This window comes from Desulfosediminicola flagellatus (assembly GCF_005116655.2).
GTDB classification, from domain to species: domain Bacteria; phylum Desulfobacterota; class Desulfobulbia; order Desulfobulbales; family Desulfocapsaceae; genus Desulfopila; species Desulfopila flagellata.
In genome coordinates this window covers 3,453,122-3,468,740 of record NZ_CP050698.1, presented here as the reverse complement: position 1 = coordinate 3,468,740, position 15,619 = coordinate 3,453,122, and the positions used below count along the sequence as shown (strand labels likewise).

12 protein-coding genes and 1 tRNA gene are annotated in these 15,619 nt (G+C 44.0%); 10 read left to right on the top strand and 3 right to left on the bottom strand.

Annotation, left to right across the window (positions count from 1 at the left end):
- Positions 1–13 precede the first annotated feature (13 nt).
- On the top strand, positions 14–679 hold the full coding sequence (locus FCL46_RS14330) for a phosphoribosylanthranilate isomerase (protein ID WP_228723225.1): 666 nt from the start codon (positions 14–16) through the stop codon (positions 677–679).
- Between the two features lie 33 nt (positions 680–712).
- On the opposite strand, the gene FCL46_RS14325 is transcribed toward FCL46_RS14330, so the two are convergent.
- Together FCL46_RS14325 and FCL46_RS14320 are read right to left on the bottom strand one after the other, a co-directional pair.
- Entirely contained in the window at positions 713–1,462 is a 750-nt protein-coding gene (locus FCL46_RS14325; protein ID WP_167505877.1) for a septal ring lytic transglycosylase RlpA family protein, read from the bottom strand.
- 70 nt (positions 1,463–1,532) lie between these two features.
- The gene (locus FCL46_RS14320; protein WP_136807562.1) at positions 1,533–3,026 is read right to left on the bottom strand and encodes a hypothetical protein; all 1,494 of its coding nucleotides are present in this window, start codon (positions 3,024–3,026) and stop codon (positions 1,533–1,535) included.
- Between the two features lie 155 nt (positions 3,027–3,181).
- Between FCL46_RS14320 and FCL46_RS14315 the strand changes: the two genes are divergently transcribed.
- Positions 3,182–3,257 (top strand) — tRNA-Thr (locus FCL46_RS14315).
- Between the two features lie 516 nt (positions 3,258–3,773).
- Complete coding sequence (locus FCL46_RS14310) at positions 3,774–4,862, top strand: substrate-binding periplasmic protein (protein WP_136807564.1); 1,089 nt, start codon at positions 3,774–3,776, stop codon at positions 4,860–4,862.
- Between the two features lie 277 nt (positions 4,863–5,139).
- Here the strand turns inward: FCL46_RS14310 and FCL46_RS14305 are convergent, their stop codons facing one another.
- Positions 5,140–6,162, bottom strand: a complete 1,023-nt coding sequence (locus tag FCL46_RS14305; protein ID WP_167505878.1) for an ADP-ribosylglycohydrolase family protein — start codon at positions 6,160–6,162, stop codon at positions 5,140–5,142.
- A gap of 800 nt (positions 6,163–6,962) precedes the next feature.
- On the opposite strand from FCL46_RS14305, the gene FCL46_RS14300 reads away from it, so the two are divergent.
- From FCL46_RS14300 to FCL46_RS14270, 7 genes are all read left to right on the top strand, one after another.
- Positions 6,963–8,663 carry a TolC family protein gene (locus FCL46_RS14300; protein WP_167505879.1) on the top strand — a complete coding sequence of 567 codons (1,701 nt, stop codon included), beginning with the start codon at positions 6,963–6,965 and terminating at the stop codon, positions 8,661–8,663.
- 6 nt (positions 8,664–8,669) lie between these two features.
- Positions 8,670–9,371 (top strand): thioesterase II family protein, encoded by a 702-nt coding sequence (locus tag FCL46_RS14295; protein ID WP_136807570.1) that lies wholly within the window; start codon positions 8,670–8,672, stop codon positions 9,369–9,371.
- Positions 9,368–10,048, top strand: a complete 681-nt coding sequence (locus FCL46_RS14290; RefSeq protein ID WP_136807572.1) for a 4'-phosphopantetheinyl transferase family protein — start codon at positions 9,368–9,370, stop codon at positions 10,046–10,048. Before FCL46_RS14295 ends, FCL46_RS14290 begins: the two co-directional genes overlap by 4 nt.
- A gap of 185 nt (positions 10,049–10,233) precedes the next feature.
- A complete protein-coding gene (locus FCL46_RS14285; protein ID WP_167505880.1) occupies positions 10,234–10,761 on the top strand; it encodes a YcjF family protein in 528 nt (175 codons plus the stop codon).
- Positions 10,762–11,496: 735 nt separating this feature from the next.
- Complete coding sequence (locus tag FCL46_RS14280; RefSeq protein ID WP_136807576.1) at positions 11,497–12,654, top strand: prohibitin family protein; 1,158 nt, start codon at positions 11,497–11,499, stop codon at positions 12,652–12,654.
- Entirely contained in the window at positions 12,651–13,904 is a 1,254-nt protein-coding gene (locus tag FCL46_RS14275; RefSeq protein ID WP_136807578.1) for a polyamine ABC transporter substrate-binding protein, read from the top strand. Before FCL46_RS14280 ends, FCL46_RS14275 begins: the two co-directional genes overlap by 4 nt.
- A gap of 50 nt (positions 13,905–13,954) precedes the next feature.
- A complete protein-coding gene (locus FCL46_RS14270) occupies positions 13,955–15,541 on the top strand; it encodes a cyclic peptide export ABC transporter (RefSeq protein ID WP_420811276.1) in 1,587 nt (528 codons plus the stop codon).
- The last annotated feature ends 78 nt before the right edge of the window (positions 15,542–15,619 follow it).

The following is a 15,619-nucleotide window of genomic DNA, read 5'->3' as shown; positions in this document are numbered from 1 at the left end:
ACATATAGGAGCAATGATGCACAGTAGAACGCGGATAAAGGTATGCGGTATAACGAGTGCCGAAGACGCAGCCGATGCAATACAGGCCGGGGTTGATGCTCTGGGTTTTATATTTGTTGAGAGCAGCCCACGTTATATCTCACCGGAGAAGGCGAAGGAGATTATTGCCCAGCTACCTCCATTTATCCATTACGTCGGAGTTTTCGTTGATAACGACCCGATAGAAGTCGAAGAGATAATAGATTATTGCGGGCTTTCCTTTGTGCAGTTACATGGCAAAGAAGATGCAGCGTATTGTCAAAAACTGGCTCAGGTTGCAACACCGTGCAAGATTATTAAAGCATTTCGTGTTGGAAACAAAAGTCTGGCAGCGGATTTTAAGCCATATGAAGAGGTGGTGAAAGGGTTTCTGTTGGACACCTATGTTGACGGGCAGGAGGGTGGTACCGGAAAGCCTTTTGACTGGTCAATTATAGAATCCCTGAACTTGCAATTGCCGATAATTCTCGCTGGTGGTCTTACGCCTGATAACGCAGCCGAAGCTGTTAGAGGAGTGAGGCCTTTTGCTATAGATGTTAATTCCGGAGTTGAAATTGAACCCGGCAAAAAGAACATTGAACAGCTTAGAATCCTCGTTCAGCGAGTTGCTGCAGCCGATAAAGAGGTGGTGGGGGGCTAAATCCTGCATTTCATTCGCCGCATTTTCATCATCCTATCTCGCGACTGCAAAGGCCCCTTTATATCCACTTTCCAGAAGGGCAGTTTCCGCTCTTCTGGCTGCTAAGAGTTCTTTCCCTGCATAAACCTGAACACGGTAGAAGAGTTGTTTGGGGCCGTAATACTTTTGTATTACGGCTGTATGGCCTGCATCAGAGAATCTTTTCTGCAGGTTGAGAGCATTCTGTTTTCTGCCAAAAGAACCAATTTGAACATAGAACTCTCCTTGCCGAAGATTCGGCAGGGTTGCTTGACCCTTTGCCGACGCAGCGAGGATTCTCTTGTCAGCAAGTGCTACGACCTGAACACGTGAGATGCCTTTTCTGGCCATTTTAAGCTGCTTGGCAGCTTTGTAGCTGAGATCAATAATCCTTCCACGTACAAAAGGACCTCGATCATTGACCCTTACTACTACTTCTCTGCCATTTTCCAGATTTTTTACAAGCAACATAGTGTTCATGGGCAGCGTTTTGTGGGCAGCTGTCATTGCATTCATATTATAACGTTCACCATTTGACGTGGTGCGTCCATGAAAGTCACGACCATACCATGAAGCAACTCCTTTCTCACGGTAGCCTGAAGAACTCGGGATAGGGTAGTAGGTTATGTTGTTGATAACATACGGAACCTGGGTTGGCTCGCTTGAGTAGTTCTTAGCTTTTGCACTGCATCCGATTACTGAAAATGTGAAAAGGCAGACAAGAACTGATATGAGGAAGTGATTCAAGTGTCTCGGTATATTCATCAGGAGCGACATCCGGGTATAACGTAAGAAAAGTGGTTACTTCGTGACATGAAAGATAGTCTGGCAGGGGTTATTCGTCATCGGATTGATGGGTATTCGGGGTGTCTTTGAGGATGTTTTGCTCCGCGGCAAGGATTTCACGTAAACGTTCTTCATAGAATAAACCGGCCGGACCTGTAGTGTGCGGAATGTAGGGAAGCATGCCTGCATTGTTGTCAGATCCCTCTTCGTTATCAAACATGACATTTCCATCTTCATCGACCCATGATAGAGAAAGATTTAGCATAGGCCTTACAACTTTCAGGTTTCCCATGGAATCTCGGCCAACCGATAATTGTTCCCAGCGTCTCATTGTGTATCCTTTATACCACACGCCGGATCGTAATTCGCCGTTTATTTTGTCGGTTGTAGATGGGGCTAGTTCTTCGTTATCATAATCAAGATTGTGCTCTAACAGCTTCTCAATTTCTGAGTTTCCCTGCACTGTAAGGTGTACCCACTGATCATACTCATCAAGATCAGATCGCATCAGGTGGGTTTGGGTATCATTAAAGCTCCATTGAGCATGGCAGACCTGACAATCAACGGCTTTGTAGGTCGTGTGTGCCTTATGCTGCATAACTGGAAGTGTATAACGTGTATTTGAAGATCGTGAAGTAAAGGAATACGATTGATCACTACGAACTACTCCGGCAGAAAGCGGGGTGTTTCCTGCAAGCACAGCCGCGTCATGACAGCTGCGACAACTGAGTTTAGGAGTATCTTTAGAAGGGGCCATTAGCTCATTTCCTGCATGACAATCAATACAGACCATTCCTTTCTGTTGATGAATGTCAGGTACCAGTTCATGGTAATCGACACCATATGGCCTATCTGTTGTATCCTGAGCAGTATATGGAGTACGATACTCGTTGTTCAGATCATGCTCTGAACGTCCGTAATAATCAAAACCGACCCTGTTCCCGTAGTGGCATGACAGGCAGCTATCGTCACCAGGACGTTTTGCAAAATCATGATTTACTAATTTTCCATCTGTATAGGAAAGATGGCAGGCCCCGCAACCGGCAGCGTGTCGGGTGGCAGAATAGTTGTCACCGGAACTGAACAGATGGCAACGCAGACATCGACGACGAAGCAGATCATCGGCAAGTTCTGTAACTGTGTCTGGATTGGTTGTTATCGGTATTTCAGTCAGTGTGGTGAGTTCGGTAGTTGCACCGAAGTTGTTACGAATAAGATTCACACTGTTGCGAAGTGTATAGTGAAGGCTTTGGGAGACATTGGCTACCTGCTCTTCATGGCAGTTGCCGCAGGTAATTTCAAGGTTGTCTGGATGAGCTGGTTGTGCGATAAGACCTACGTGAGCCTGCTCTTCTGTTTTACCTTTATCATCTCCACGATGACAGGTTGTACAGGCAAACTGATGGCTGTCGTCAAGATTTGGCTGGTGGCAATTTGCGCAATTACCGGCAATAGTGGGCTGGTTGCTGCAGCCATGCAGAAAAAGTAATCCTGCTATACCAAGAAAAAGTACAAAGGAGTGAATCCTTTTACGGCCGGTCATTAGCTTCATAAGATAGGGAATATGCAAGGCAAAGTGTTATGTTGAACGAGAGATTTCATGCTGTCGGTGCGTGAAATTTTCAATGTTTTTATATTTCATAATAGTTGAATTTTCAATAATTACCTGCTATATAGCCTGATCATTCAAAAAAGAATGCCAGCATAGCTCAGTTGGTAGAGCGGCGCTCTCGTAAAGCGCAGGCCAGCGGTTCGATCCCGCTTGCTGGCTCCAGAAATAATAAAGGCTTATGACGTTTCGTCATAAGCCTTTTTTCGTTTCTCCGGTCGTACTCCGGTACTTTCAGTTTCGAGTTAATTTCCAATTGGGATTTCGGCGATTGTGTCTCAATCTGCATCCTGAACCTACCAACCCAATTCCCCCCAATGAGCCTTTTGGGAGCACCCTGATCAGGATTCCTAATTGTCCATTAATTTCCTGCCACTTCATACTGTCTCATATGCAGGGGCCACTGTAGGGTGTTTCCGGCAAATGCTTTAGAGAATAAATTTAGGCATTTAGTTTCAAGAGTCTACCCAGGAAGGGTCGGTTTAGTTCGTGTTGTATATAACATCGGAAATGCTCTATATATTCTATAAGGTTACAGAGAGTCGATCCTTACAGTCACCGTCTATCAAACAATCTGCTTGTGTGTTGAGCCTATCAAATAATTCACTTTTGTGTTAAATAAAGAGAACGATTGCATAAAAGCCGATTTTCAGTAATTCACTGTTAAAGGAGATGGTTAGCATGCCAAGCGTAAAGATCCGCGTATTGCTAGTGGCAATACCGATCCTCTTTCTTCCTTTGCTGATACCCGGGCATATTCAATCTATGCCGAATGTAAAAATAGGCGTTTTTGAATGCCCTCCTTTCCTGATAAAAGAGGCAAACGGATCATATTCAGGACTGACCATACTACTCCTTGATGAATTGTTCATTGATAGCGGGAGTGACTACAGCATACAGGAGTATACCCTGCAGGGATTGGTCGAAGCAGTCTCAACCGGAGAAATCGATGTGGGGGCAACCTGCCTTTCGATTACTCCCGAGCGTGAAGCAATTATAGATTTCTCCCATTCATTCTATGAGACACACCTGGCTATAGGTGTGAAGAACCAGGGGTATTTCACATTTTTCAAGAATCTTATAACCAACAGAGAGTTACTCCTCATCCTGCTAGCTATCGCCGGTTCTGCCTGCGTTATTGGCACCATTTATTATGTGTTCGAGCACCGCATAAATGAGAAGCTTTATACGGAGACTTCGACTGGGAGAAAGCTCATCGAGGGTTTTATTCTAGGGTTACTGTTTGTTACCAAAGGACCATTTAATTACTACGAGTTCAAAACCCTGACTGGCCGTGTGATGACCGTCTTGTTGGCAATTGTAACAACCTTCTTCATAGCTAGCATAACAGCTGTTCTGGCAAGTTCATTCACAATTGGTTCACTTAGCACGGATATACGGGGACCGAGGGATTTGATTACCAAGAAAGTTGGGGTGATCAGGACGTCTACCTCTTCAGAATTGCTGAGCAAATATAATGTCGTCAAGCAATCCTATGACAGTATTAATGAACTACTTGAAGCGCTTGATAATGGTGAAGTAGAGGCAATCTTAGCTGACGATGCAATTCTCAAATACTACCTGAAGAAAGAGAAAGCACAGGATAAATATCTGGATCTTTCAGTTCTGCCCTACCAATTCAGCAAACAGAATTATGGATTAGCCCTGAAAGATGATAGCCCATTCATAGAAGAGCTCAATCAACGTCTGCTTCGTATACGGAAAGATCCCGAATGGAAGCAGGCTCTCATGGAGTACTTTGGTGAGTAGCCGTCAATCAGCTCCACAAGCTCTCGAAAAAAAACAGTTTCATCTTCAAGAATGGATTACGAAGTCATTATTCTGTGATTATAAATCAAGATTTAAGATTTTTGTTGGCATCAGATACTTTGCGCCGTATCCCAGGGAAATGCAAAAAGAGTTGTTTTGCCTTATTGGCAACTGCAGCAGGTTCGATCTATAGAATATATCTGGGCTATTAATTTGGTGCTGGATTGTTTTGACTGAAAATCATTATCCAAACGGTTCTTAACTACAAGATTTGTTCTTATTTGTAATCCAACTGAACCACCGGAGGCGGGTGCAGCAGGCCGTCTATCCATCTGGAAGGCCAACCTTCGACCCCATGTAATGCCCCTAATAATGCTCCAAGTAATGCTCCCCTCCCAGCATTGTCACCACCGCACATGGTATTTACAATTAAGCTATTTTCAGGTGATTCACAATATTTTAGAGCCAGGAAGAATGTTGCAGGTACAGCTTGATCTACATAACAGGCTGAGGAGAAATGTTTCCCCACTACGATGTCATCAGGATAGTCCTTCAATGACTCTAATCCCTGATAATCGAATTTAATTTTACTTTCACCACTCCCTTTTTGAATTGACTCCTGGAGAGAGTAACCTTGAAAAAGGTTAAGTAGAGTCGATGCAATAAGCGCCCCCCACCTATGCATGATAGAGCCGCCATGGGTCAGAGCTAGATGCTCCAATGCAATCTTTTTCGCATACTCAGGCGATTGAGCATAGGCGATCACCAGGGGGAGCATCAGGCTAAACCCGCCAATGTGGTGCTCATCACTTCTGCCGCATTTGTTGGGATTCTTCCCTTGCCCATAGTTAATGAAAAAGTGTCTGAGATATTCTTCGACATACGTGTCTTTATGATTTCCAGGTGTTGTTAAAAAAGAGATCATTCTGCCCAGCCAGGATTCCGCAAGGTACGAGCCGTTCTGGTGCATTAGCATTAACAGTTCTCTCACCAGTTTGACATTGAGAGTGTTTTCTCCTGCCTGGAGAAACTGGTGGTAATGAATACCCTTTACCCCCCAGTATTGAGCCTGGTCGTGCAAAATATCTGCAGATTTATTTGGTGGATTATAGGACGAGCGCCAGAGAATAGAATCAGGGTGTGGATTATGGGGTTTAAGGTATTTATCCACCTCGCCATAATCTCTTCGGAGGGCTTGGGTATTGTAGTACCAATGAACCGGCATCGCCAAAGCATCTCCTATGAAAATACCGAACAGGGCCCCTGTTACTCGATCTTGAAATGAGATTGTTTTTTTCATGACATTGTCAAAATATGTATACATTCCCTCTTTTAAAGATTTTTCATAACTTCAATGCACCAGACGTATTCTTTATCTTGCTTAGTATATGCTCATACAATCAGCATAAATCTAATGAGTGCCTTACCTCCCCTTTACTAGAGTTAGTTAGTTTTCTTACTGAAATGACCCTTTTGCCCAATATCAGCGTTGGGGCCGAATTTTTATCCTCAGAATATCAGCTATATGCTTGCGGCAAAAATCTGAGCCGCGCCTCGATCTTGAACAGAATGCTGAGTTTTAGGATGAAAATTAGTTAGATCTTTTTTCACCTTTTATGATTGTCGATTTTGAGCCTATCTTTATCGAATTGACATAATGACATGATATGTATGTTGACAAAAGTTACTACCTTAACAAAAACATAGGTTAATGATAATCGATGCTGTAATTATTCCGGACATGAAAGTAACCTATTGATTTTGTGAAATATTTTAGATAATTTATGAGGTCAAGTATATCGAATTGTGAAACAATGAAAGTTGTCACATTCTGTAGGAAAAGCATAGGCTCAGACAATATGGTTATTTTCAATAAATGACGATCGTTCCCGGAAATCATAACCCCCGTGTTTGCCGTTGTTATGTGGAGATCCTGGCAGAAATGATCAATGCTTTCTTGAAAAAAAAATGAGAGAATCAGAGTGAACAATTGAACTGGGCATAATGGTTTCTCCTCAATGTTTCCTGCAAATTATCCCTTGCAAACCGCGGATTGGGTGTGAGAGACTATCAAAAAACACGAACAAGGAAGGTGTGAACATGTTCCACACAGGTCGGGCATTTGATTCTCTGGTTCTTAGGGGTACGTTCTTAGTTCTGGCATGTCTGCAGTTCAATATCTCCTGGTTTTCTGAAGCAGCAGCTCTTGACTGGCCTGAGGGTGAAACCTCAACCGGCTTATTGAATCTTTACAGGAAAGCTGCTGTCGATGATCCTGACGGTTATGTGAAACAGCTTGAGAAAGTCGGTTCTATCAGTCTGCTTGAGGCGGTAAAGACCTCCCTGAAAAAGTCTCTGGCCCTGGATATTCAGGAAGAGACTGTCAATATTGCAAAAGGCCAGTATCAGAGCCAGGGTGGAGCGTTCGACTATACAGTTTCTTTGAGTGGCGGATACGGATTTAACTCCGCAAAACTTGATTCGGTATCACAGGCTGCGATTCCTTTTACGGCATTGGACAGTAACCAGGCGACCACCTCACTTGCTGTGTCGAAACAGTTACGGACAGGTCCTCAGTTTTCACTTTCATCACAGCTTATACAGACTGATTATACTGATCAGCTTATGGCCAGGTATGCCGGAACAGCTGACCCGAAAACAACTGCTATTGTAAAACTCGAAGTTAAAATTCCACTGCTCAATGGAGTAGGGCGATTTGCCGCTTCTGCTGAAACGGCTTCACGGTTAAACTATGAGGCGGGACAATATGAGTATATTCAGTCCATTTTTCAGAACACTCTGAATATAGTCGAGGAATATTGGGAATATAAAGCAGCATATGCTGTCTATGATGTCAATCTGTCCATGGAAAGTATGATCAGAAAGTTGCTGGAACGAGAGACAGGTAGAATGGATGTTGCCTCACAAGCTGGACCGGATTCCGATCAGAAAATTAGACTCAGCACGTTGAATGCCAAGTTGGCGGACGCTTCAAGAGATACTTCTCTGGCTCGCCAGAATATAACCACAGCCCGTCAGGCCTTTGCTCTGGATCTGGGCGTTGATGTAACAGATTTTGGCACACTTCCAGTTCCGGCTGACGATTTCAATCTCGATGAAATTTCTCTTAAGATGGCAGAAACAGCCTATTTGAACTATCTCACCGAATTGGCAATGAACAATCGTCCCGACCTGAAATCACTTAACCTCAAAGTTAAATCCTCAGAAGTTTTGGTTGAAAAAGCAAAGAACAATCTCCAGCCTCGGCTCGATTTTGTCGGTAGTGCAGGGTATCTGGGGCTGAGCGAAGATTCCGGCCTTGATGGGTACCTCTCAAGTGCAACAGACACCGAGAAAGGAGAACTCTGGGCAGTTGGCATATCCTGCTCCTATCCTATAGGAAACCAGACGGCGAAAGGTGCATTTTTTGCAGAGGATTCATCCAGAAAAATTAATGTCATTCAGCGTAATGAACTGCTTCGGCAAATTTCTTCGCAGCTCACTGTCGATTTAGCATCTCTGGAACATCAAATTTCAAATCTTAAGCAGGTCAATATCTCAGTGCAGAAGTATTGGCAGGCAATGATCGAATCAGCAACTTTGCAGATAGAGAACAACTCGGACCTTGTTAATCTCCTCGACCTACAGGAAAAACTCAGAGAAGCGGAACTTGATCGTTCAGCTGCCTCAAAGGATCTTGCCAAGGCGATCGCTTCGGCACGTTTTCATTCAGGAACTCTGGTGGGACAGGAGGGGGATAAAACCATATTCAACCTTGAACGTCTGACAACATTACCGTAAAAAAATATGAACCTGTATTGTCTACCTTTTGCCGGCGGAAGTTCTATTTCATATCGTGCTATGTATAGCCATCTGGATGCATACATCAGCCCCAGGTTTCTAGAGATTCCAGGTCATGGCAGCCGCGCCAGGGAACCTCTGCTCAAAGAAATTACCTCAATAGTTGACGACTGTTTTGAAACAATTCGCCGTGAGAATCTTGAGGAACCTTATGCGTTTTACGGGCATAGCATGGGGGCTGTTATCGGCTATCTGCTCACCCGGAAAATCTTTGACAACGCTCTTCCTCTTCCGGAACATCAGTTTTATTCGGGGCGGCAGGCACCTGCAGTGCCGGACAAGACAACAGGCCGTCACCTTTTGCCCAGAGACCAATTTTTCTCTATGCTTGAAGATTTTGAGGGCAGCCCGAAAGAGGTGTTAATTAACGAAGAGTTGATGGAATATTTTGAACCTATTCTACGGGCTGATTTTCAGGCCTGTGAATCGTTTCAGTACCAGCAATTTTCACCCCTTCCTGTTGCTATTTCGGTTATGTATGGCGAAAGGGAGGCTAACAGTTACAATGAATTTTTCGCCTGGCAACGTGAAACCCGGCACGAACTGAAAATCTATGCGTTTGCAGGAGGACATTTTTTCATCTTTGATCATTACGCCAGGATCGGAGAAATTATCTCCAGCACTTTACGCTTAGGCTGTCCTGCATGATTGAAGTATTCGTCACTTCATTCGATACTGTACAACCCGACAGTTCGATAGAGCGGCATCTTGATTCCCTGCCCCTGGAAATGCGTATATCCATAGGGCGCTATAAACGATGGCAGGACAGGTATAGAGCTCTGTTGGCAAAGCTTTTACTCCGTGCCGGATTAGAAGCCTTCGGCTTTTCAGCAGAGGTTATGAAGGCGGTTGAAGCTGATAGCTATGGTCGTCCTTCGATCAGTTGTGAAATTGATTTCAACATTTCCCACTCTGAAAGTTTTGTTCTCTGCGCGATAACGAAGGGACAACGAGTGGGTATAGATATCGAGGCCATACGTCAAATTGACTTGTGTGATTTCTCCCTTGCTTTTTCGCCGGATCAATTACGTAGAATTTGTGAAGCAGTAGATCCATATGATGCCTTTTTCAGGAGTTGGACCAAAAAAGAAAGTGCGGGCAAGGCGGATGGTCGCGGGTTGTCAATCCCGCTGACGGAGATATTTTTACACAATAATACAGCAAGAATCGGGACAACAACCTGGCATCTTATCAATATTCCGATTCATTCTGCATATAGCTGTCACATGGCTACTGATGGGCGGATCGACTTCAAAATTACAGAATTGTGTTGGCAGGGAAAGCACTTGTCTGATGAACGTAATTTCGTACGGAAGGCTTGTTAATACAGCTAAAAACGGAAAATTGTGTTTGGGTGGGTTGATCGTAATTACTCCCTTGCTATGCGAGGCTCATCTGTCTATAGTTGAAGAGTCGGAAATATTCTTTATTCTGCATTCTGCGATGTTGTCATGTCCTGCAACGTTGACAGGACACCTCGAAATTAACCATGCAAAGAAGGGATAAGACAATGGTCGAAAAAAAAACAACTGAGAAAGAGCCGGTAGGGCCTGAAATTGCCGTAGAGGAACTTGAAGGACTGACCACACTTGAACAATCGGATAAGATAACACGGCGGTTTGTGCTGTGGAGTGCCGGTGGTGGGCTTCTTCCTGTGCCGCTTATTGATCTGACGGCAATATTTGCAGCTCAGGTTACAATGATTACTCAACTGAGCAAAGTGTATGAAATTCCATTTTCCGAGCACAAATTTAAGAATGTTCTTCTTCCACTTTTAGGATCTCTGGGAATAATGCCTGTAGCAACGGGGCTTCTTTCATCGGCTGTTAAGGTTATCCCCGGCGTTGGTCATTTAATCAGTGGACTCAGCTTGCCAGCTATGGCTGGAGCAATTACCTATGCCACTGGAAAGGTTTTTACTGCCCATTTTGAAGCTGGCGGGACATTACTGGATTTCAACCCTGAGGGAATGAAAGAGCACTACAAGAAGCTCTTTGAAGAGGGAAAGGAAGAAGTTAAAACAAAAGCAGCTGCCTAACTTTCAGGTTCTGTCATGATCATGCCAATCACGCCAAGCTTGATACACTTAATTCCGCTTGTCCTTTGTTGCTGTTTTCTGGGAGTTATCGGGCGCGGTTTTAAGTTCGGTTTCTGGGGGAATTTTATTATCAGCCTTGTTTTTACACCTATTATTGGTGTGATCGTTCTTCTTGCACAGGATCCTCGACCGGCTTCCCGTCGCAAGTAAGAAAATTTACCCGGGGCCCTGATATATTGTTATCACATATTTTATATCAGGTTGGCGTGAGAATAAGAGATTGCCGTCAGGCCAGGCATTGTCGGATAGTTGTGTGAAAGCAACTGAAAGAGGATCATTGCATCATCAGTTGCTTATCCGTATTGAACCGTCTGCCGGCAGGGTGTGCTGTTCTGTCAATGCGGTCTTAAATGTACCGGGGGAAAAGTATATCACGTTCTTTTGTGGGGATACCGCTTTCAAAGATTCTCAATTCTATCATGTTCCTTTAGGGCATTTGAAGTAATGCCTTCGTAAGAATATCCCAAATAAACCCTGATGAGCTTACCTGGTCGGCCACACGCTGACAAATGACAATAATTTCTTGAATTCTTTGTGTTAATCATTGTATAAATTATTGCATGGGCATCAACAAAGCGTTAGGTCTCTGCGGTTTCATCCTGTCTCAGCACAATGAATAGCGTCTGAAAAAGCGTTGTTATTTGAGTCTTACCTCTTCAAGAAATTGGAGCATATATGGCAGTACCGGACCTGGAAACCGTAAACAATATCTTCACCAATATTTCAAGGAATTGGGGAGCTATCAAGCATCGTCTTACGGTTTTTTCTATCGTCTCTTTTCTTCTCTGCCTTGTAATCACCGGCTATTTTTTTAATCGAATTTTCATCAATATCTATCCCGGTCACGCTGGAGTTCTCTGGGAGCGTTTCCATGGTGGTACTGATATGAAATTCGTCTATGACGAAGGACTTCATATTATCCCGCCATGGAATATAATGTATGTCTATGATATTCGTAATCAACATCGACCTTTTGAGTTCGAGGCTCTCTCCAAAGATGGTCTGCCAATACATTTTGATGTCTCAGCCCGTTACCGGCCAGATAAGGAGAAGCTTCCGCTTCTCCACAAAACTGTAGGGCCTGATTATGTCGAAAAGATAGTGAAACCAGAAGTTCAGGCACATCTCAGAAAGGTGGTTGCCAATTATCTGCCGGAAGAAATTTACACATCAGAGGGATATCTGCTTCAGATAATTATGCAGGGTGCCATGCTGGCGATAGATGAGAAGCATATTGTCCTCGACAATCTGCTTATCCGCAAAATGACTTTGCCGAAAACAATCGTTGATGCGATTGAAAGGAAACTCTCCCAGAAACAGTATGTTCAGGAACTGGAATATCGGCTGCAGAGTGAAGCAAAAGAGGCACGACGAAAGGCCATTGAAGCTGAGGGTATCAAGCGCTTTCAGGATATAGTCAAGGCTGGAGGTTATTTCGATAAATATCTGCAGTTCAAAGGTATAAACGCCACGGTGGATCTTGCGAAATCCAACAACTCCAAGGTTGTTGTTATTGGCGGAGGAGGTGGCAGTCTTCCACTTATCATGAACATGGAAACAACGGCGGCGTTGAATTCAGAATCTGATCCCGCTGAAAATTCGGCAGTTGAGCAATCGTTAACGACTTCAGTTCCAGCTGTGGTCCCGAAACCAATAATCCCGCAGGCAGACTCACTATCAAATAAGCAGTCTCCACCACAAGTACTTCATGAGCAGGATGGGATTGAGCCAGAAAAGTCATTCTTATCAAGGCTGAAGCAATATATCTCCTCTGACAAGGAAACCCTCACAAATCCAAATGCACTCAACTCAGGAAAGGAAAAATCCCTGTGAAGATTGCATGGGGGGGCATGATCCTTGTTGTTTTCATAATTATGAGCATGAAAATCCTAACCGTTTATGAGGGTAAACATCGGATTGGGATTAGCGATAGTGCCGACTGGGCAGAGGATATTGTATTGCCTGCTGCCGGCTTCTCACCAGACAAACAGCTCATGGTGGTAACCTGGGGTAATTACCTTCCTCAGGAAGTATTTGATCTATTCACCGAGAAATACGGAACTGAGATAGTTGCCACAGAGGTTACAAGCAATGAGGAAATGCTGGAACTTCTGGAAAAATTTCCGGGAAAATATGATGTCCTGACTCCCAGCGATTACATGGTTACGAAAATGATCAATGAAGGTCTGTTACATCGCCTTGATCACGATAAGTTTTCTAACATTGGAAGGCTGGATGAAGATGTACGAAGGGCTGAGTATGACCGGGGACTACGCTTCTGCGTCCCGTTATTTCGTACCAGCCTTGGGATTGGGTTTAATATTAAATATGTTACAGGAATTCCACGTGATTTGGAATTTATTGTTGAGCAGATTCAAAACGACTATCTCGCCTACCGTACTGGAATTGTAAAGGAAATGCGGTTTGCGATGGGCGTAGCTCTTATGTACCTCGGATATTCTCCTAACACTATAAACCCTGCAGAGATAATAGAGGCGCGGGATGTGCTCATTAGAATGGTGGAAAAATACGGGTTGGTTTTGATGGGAGAATTAAACGATGACGAAGCCCTGGCGTCAAACGACGTTCTTCTTAGCATAAGCTGGAACGGAACTGCGGCTATCGCGTTGCATGAAAACCCTGAGATTCGATTTCTCCTGCCTGAAGGAGAAGTCCTGGTGGCTATAGACAGTGCAGTTGTCAGCGCGAAGAGCAAACGGATCAGCACTGCCGAATTTTTTATAAATTATCTGCTCATTCCTGAGGTTGCAGCTCGAATGAGCAATTACAATTCTAATCCAAACTGTGTAACCGCTTCGATGCCCTTTGTTAAACGGATCATCAGAAACGGACCCGGCTTTCTCTTTCCCATTGAGGAGAATCGTCGATACCTGATGGATCTCGGGGAGAAGAATAGGCTGTATGAAGACGCCTGGGCCAAGGTACTGGAGACGAAGACGCCAGATACTTTGATTAAACTGCCTCTGCCTAGAGGTGGACTTTTCCAGGGGGGAACTCAGTCTTCAAACTTTGTCAAACAATCCCGCGATGATCTGAAAACTCATAAAAGCGATAGCCAGTGAAAAATTACTTCGAATTTGTAAAGGCTGAAGCAGGCCATTTCAACAAAACCATGGCTCTAATGACGGTGGTAGCTGGCATTGCCAATGGCCTTGCTGTGGCCACCGCTATTCATGCTGCAGGAAAATTGAAACCGGGAAGTCTGCATTTTCGCGAGTTTTTGTTGTTCACCTCCCTGATGGCGCTGTTTTGGTATTGCAAGCGTTATTCTATGAATGAGAGTACCAGGCTGGTTGAAGAGGTCGTGCGCATCATCCGACATCGAATCCTTGCCAAGCTTAGGAGTACAGACCTTCTTGGCATGGAAGGGATAGACAAAGGTATCTTTTATTCTTCTCTCGCGATGGATGCAAATACTATTTCTGCTTCAACTACTCTTGCTGTTAATGCAATCTCTTCAGCGATCATGCTGGTATTCATAATAATTTATATCGGTGTAATGTCGTTTAAAGCCTTACTGATCAGTGTCGGGATTGTCGGTTTTATGGTGCTTTTATATCTCCGAAATGAAAAAGAGATAGCATCAGCATTACAAAAATCAGCATCGTGCGAAAACAGTTTCATGGATAACCTTGGAGGTCTGCTCAATGGCTTCAAGGAATTGAAGATGAATAGGCGCAAATACGAGGATTTTAGCCAGGAGGAACTGAGTAAGGTTATTGATGGTTCGACGGAACAACGCATAAAGGCAGGGCTTAAGCTGAATGTGACTATTCTTCTTTCTCAATCCTTTCTGCTCATCTCAATCGGATGCATTCTCTTTATTCTGCCACAGTTGGATAAGAGCGAAATTCCGATTATTCCAAAACTGATCGCCTTTCTTATTTTTACTGCCGGACCGATCAGCGATTTTGCTATAGCGATACCGGCAATGTCACGGGCTGAGGCTGCTATTAACAATATCCGTACGCTTGAAGAGCTCATTGATCAGGGGCAGAGTCGGAATGAATTGATTTGTGATCAGCAGGAAATCGTTGAGCTTGATTGGAACAAAATAATCCTGAAGGATGTCTTCTTTCAGTTTCCCCAGAAAGAGAACGGCAGACCGTTCAGCATTGGGCCGATGCACCTTGAGTTTCATAAAGGCGAGATCACGTTCATTGTGGGTGGTAACGGTTCAGGTAAATCGACCTTCTTAAAAGTTCTGGCCAGTCTTTATCCGTTAAGCAGCGGGCACATTCTTCTCGATGAGACCGAGATTACCCCATACAATAAAGCGAGTTACAGAAATATCTTTTCAGTGATTTTTACTGACTATCACCTCTTCAAACGACTGATAGGTATAGATGAACCGGACAGCGAACTTGTTTCGACGCTCCTCTCTCAAATGGAACTGATTGACAAGACGTCGATCGAAGACGGAGTGATTACTAACCGTGACCTCTCGACAGGCCAGAAAAAGCGATTGAGTCTGATTACCAGCGTTCTTGAGAATAAGCAGGTCATCATCTTTGATGAATGGGCTGCTGATCAGGATCCGGTATTTCGAAAATACTTTTATAACGTCCTTTTGCCTGAGTTGAAGGCCAAGGGTAAAACCATAATCGCCGTTACCCATGACGATAATTATTTCTATGCGTCCGATAGAATATACAAAATGGAATATGGCAGTTGTGTGAAGTATGACCATGAGGAGTAACTGGCTGGGACTGCCTATTACCCATAAGCGAAATCCTCAACCATGCAGATTGCGTACGATCCTTGAAAACACAACAAA

What these genes read in the sequence shown, in the direction of transcription:
- FCL46_RS14330 (WP_228723225.1), top strand. Translation starts at nt 14, where the DNA reads ATGATGCACAGTAGAACGCGGATAAAGGTATGCGGTATAACGAGTGCC.
- FCL46_RS14325 (WP_167505877.1), bottom strand. Translation starts at nt 1,462, where the DNA reads ATGAATATACCGAGACACTTGAATCACTTCCTCATATCAGTTCTTGTC.
- FCL46_RS14320 (WP_136807562.1), bottom strand. Translation starts at nt 3,026, where the DNA reads ATGACCGGCCGTAAAAGGATTCACTCCTTTGTACTTTTTCTTGGTATA.
- FCL46_RS14310 (WP_136807564.1), top strand. Translation starts at nt 3,774, where the DNA reads ATGCCAAGCGTAAAGATCCGCGTATTGCTAGTGGCAATACCGATCCTC.
- FCL46_RS14305 (WP_167505878.1), bottom strand. Translation starts at nt 6,162, where the DNA reads ATGAAAAAAACAATCTCATTTCAAGATCGAGTAACAGGGGCCCTGTTC.
- FCL46_RS14300 (WP_167505879.1), top strand. Translation starts at nt 6,963, where the DNA reads ATGTTCCACACAGGTCGGGCATTTGATTCTCTGGTTCTTAGGGGTACG.
- FCL46_RS14295 (WP_136807570.1), top strand. Translation starts at nt 8,670, where the DNA reads ATGAACCTGTATTGTCTACCTTTTGCCGGCGGAAGTTCTATTTCATAT.
- FCL46_RS14290 (WP_136807572.1), top strand. Translation starts at nt 9,368, where the DNA reads ATGATTGAAGTATTCGTCACTTCATTCGATACTGTACAACCCGACAGT.
- FCL46_RS14285 (WP_167505880.1), top strand. Translation starts at nt 10,234, where the DNA reads ATGGTCGAAAAAAAAACAACTGAGAAAGAGCCGGTAGGGCCTGAAATT.
- FCL46_RS14280 (WP_136807576.1), top strand. Translation starts at nt 11,497, where the DNA reads ATGGCAGTACCGGACCTGGAAACCGTAAACAATATCTTCACCAATATT.
- FCL46_RS14270 (WP_420811276.1), top strand. Translation starts at nt 13,955, where the DNA reads ATGGCTCTAATGACGGTGGTAGCTGGCATTGCCAATGGCCTTGCTGTG.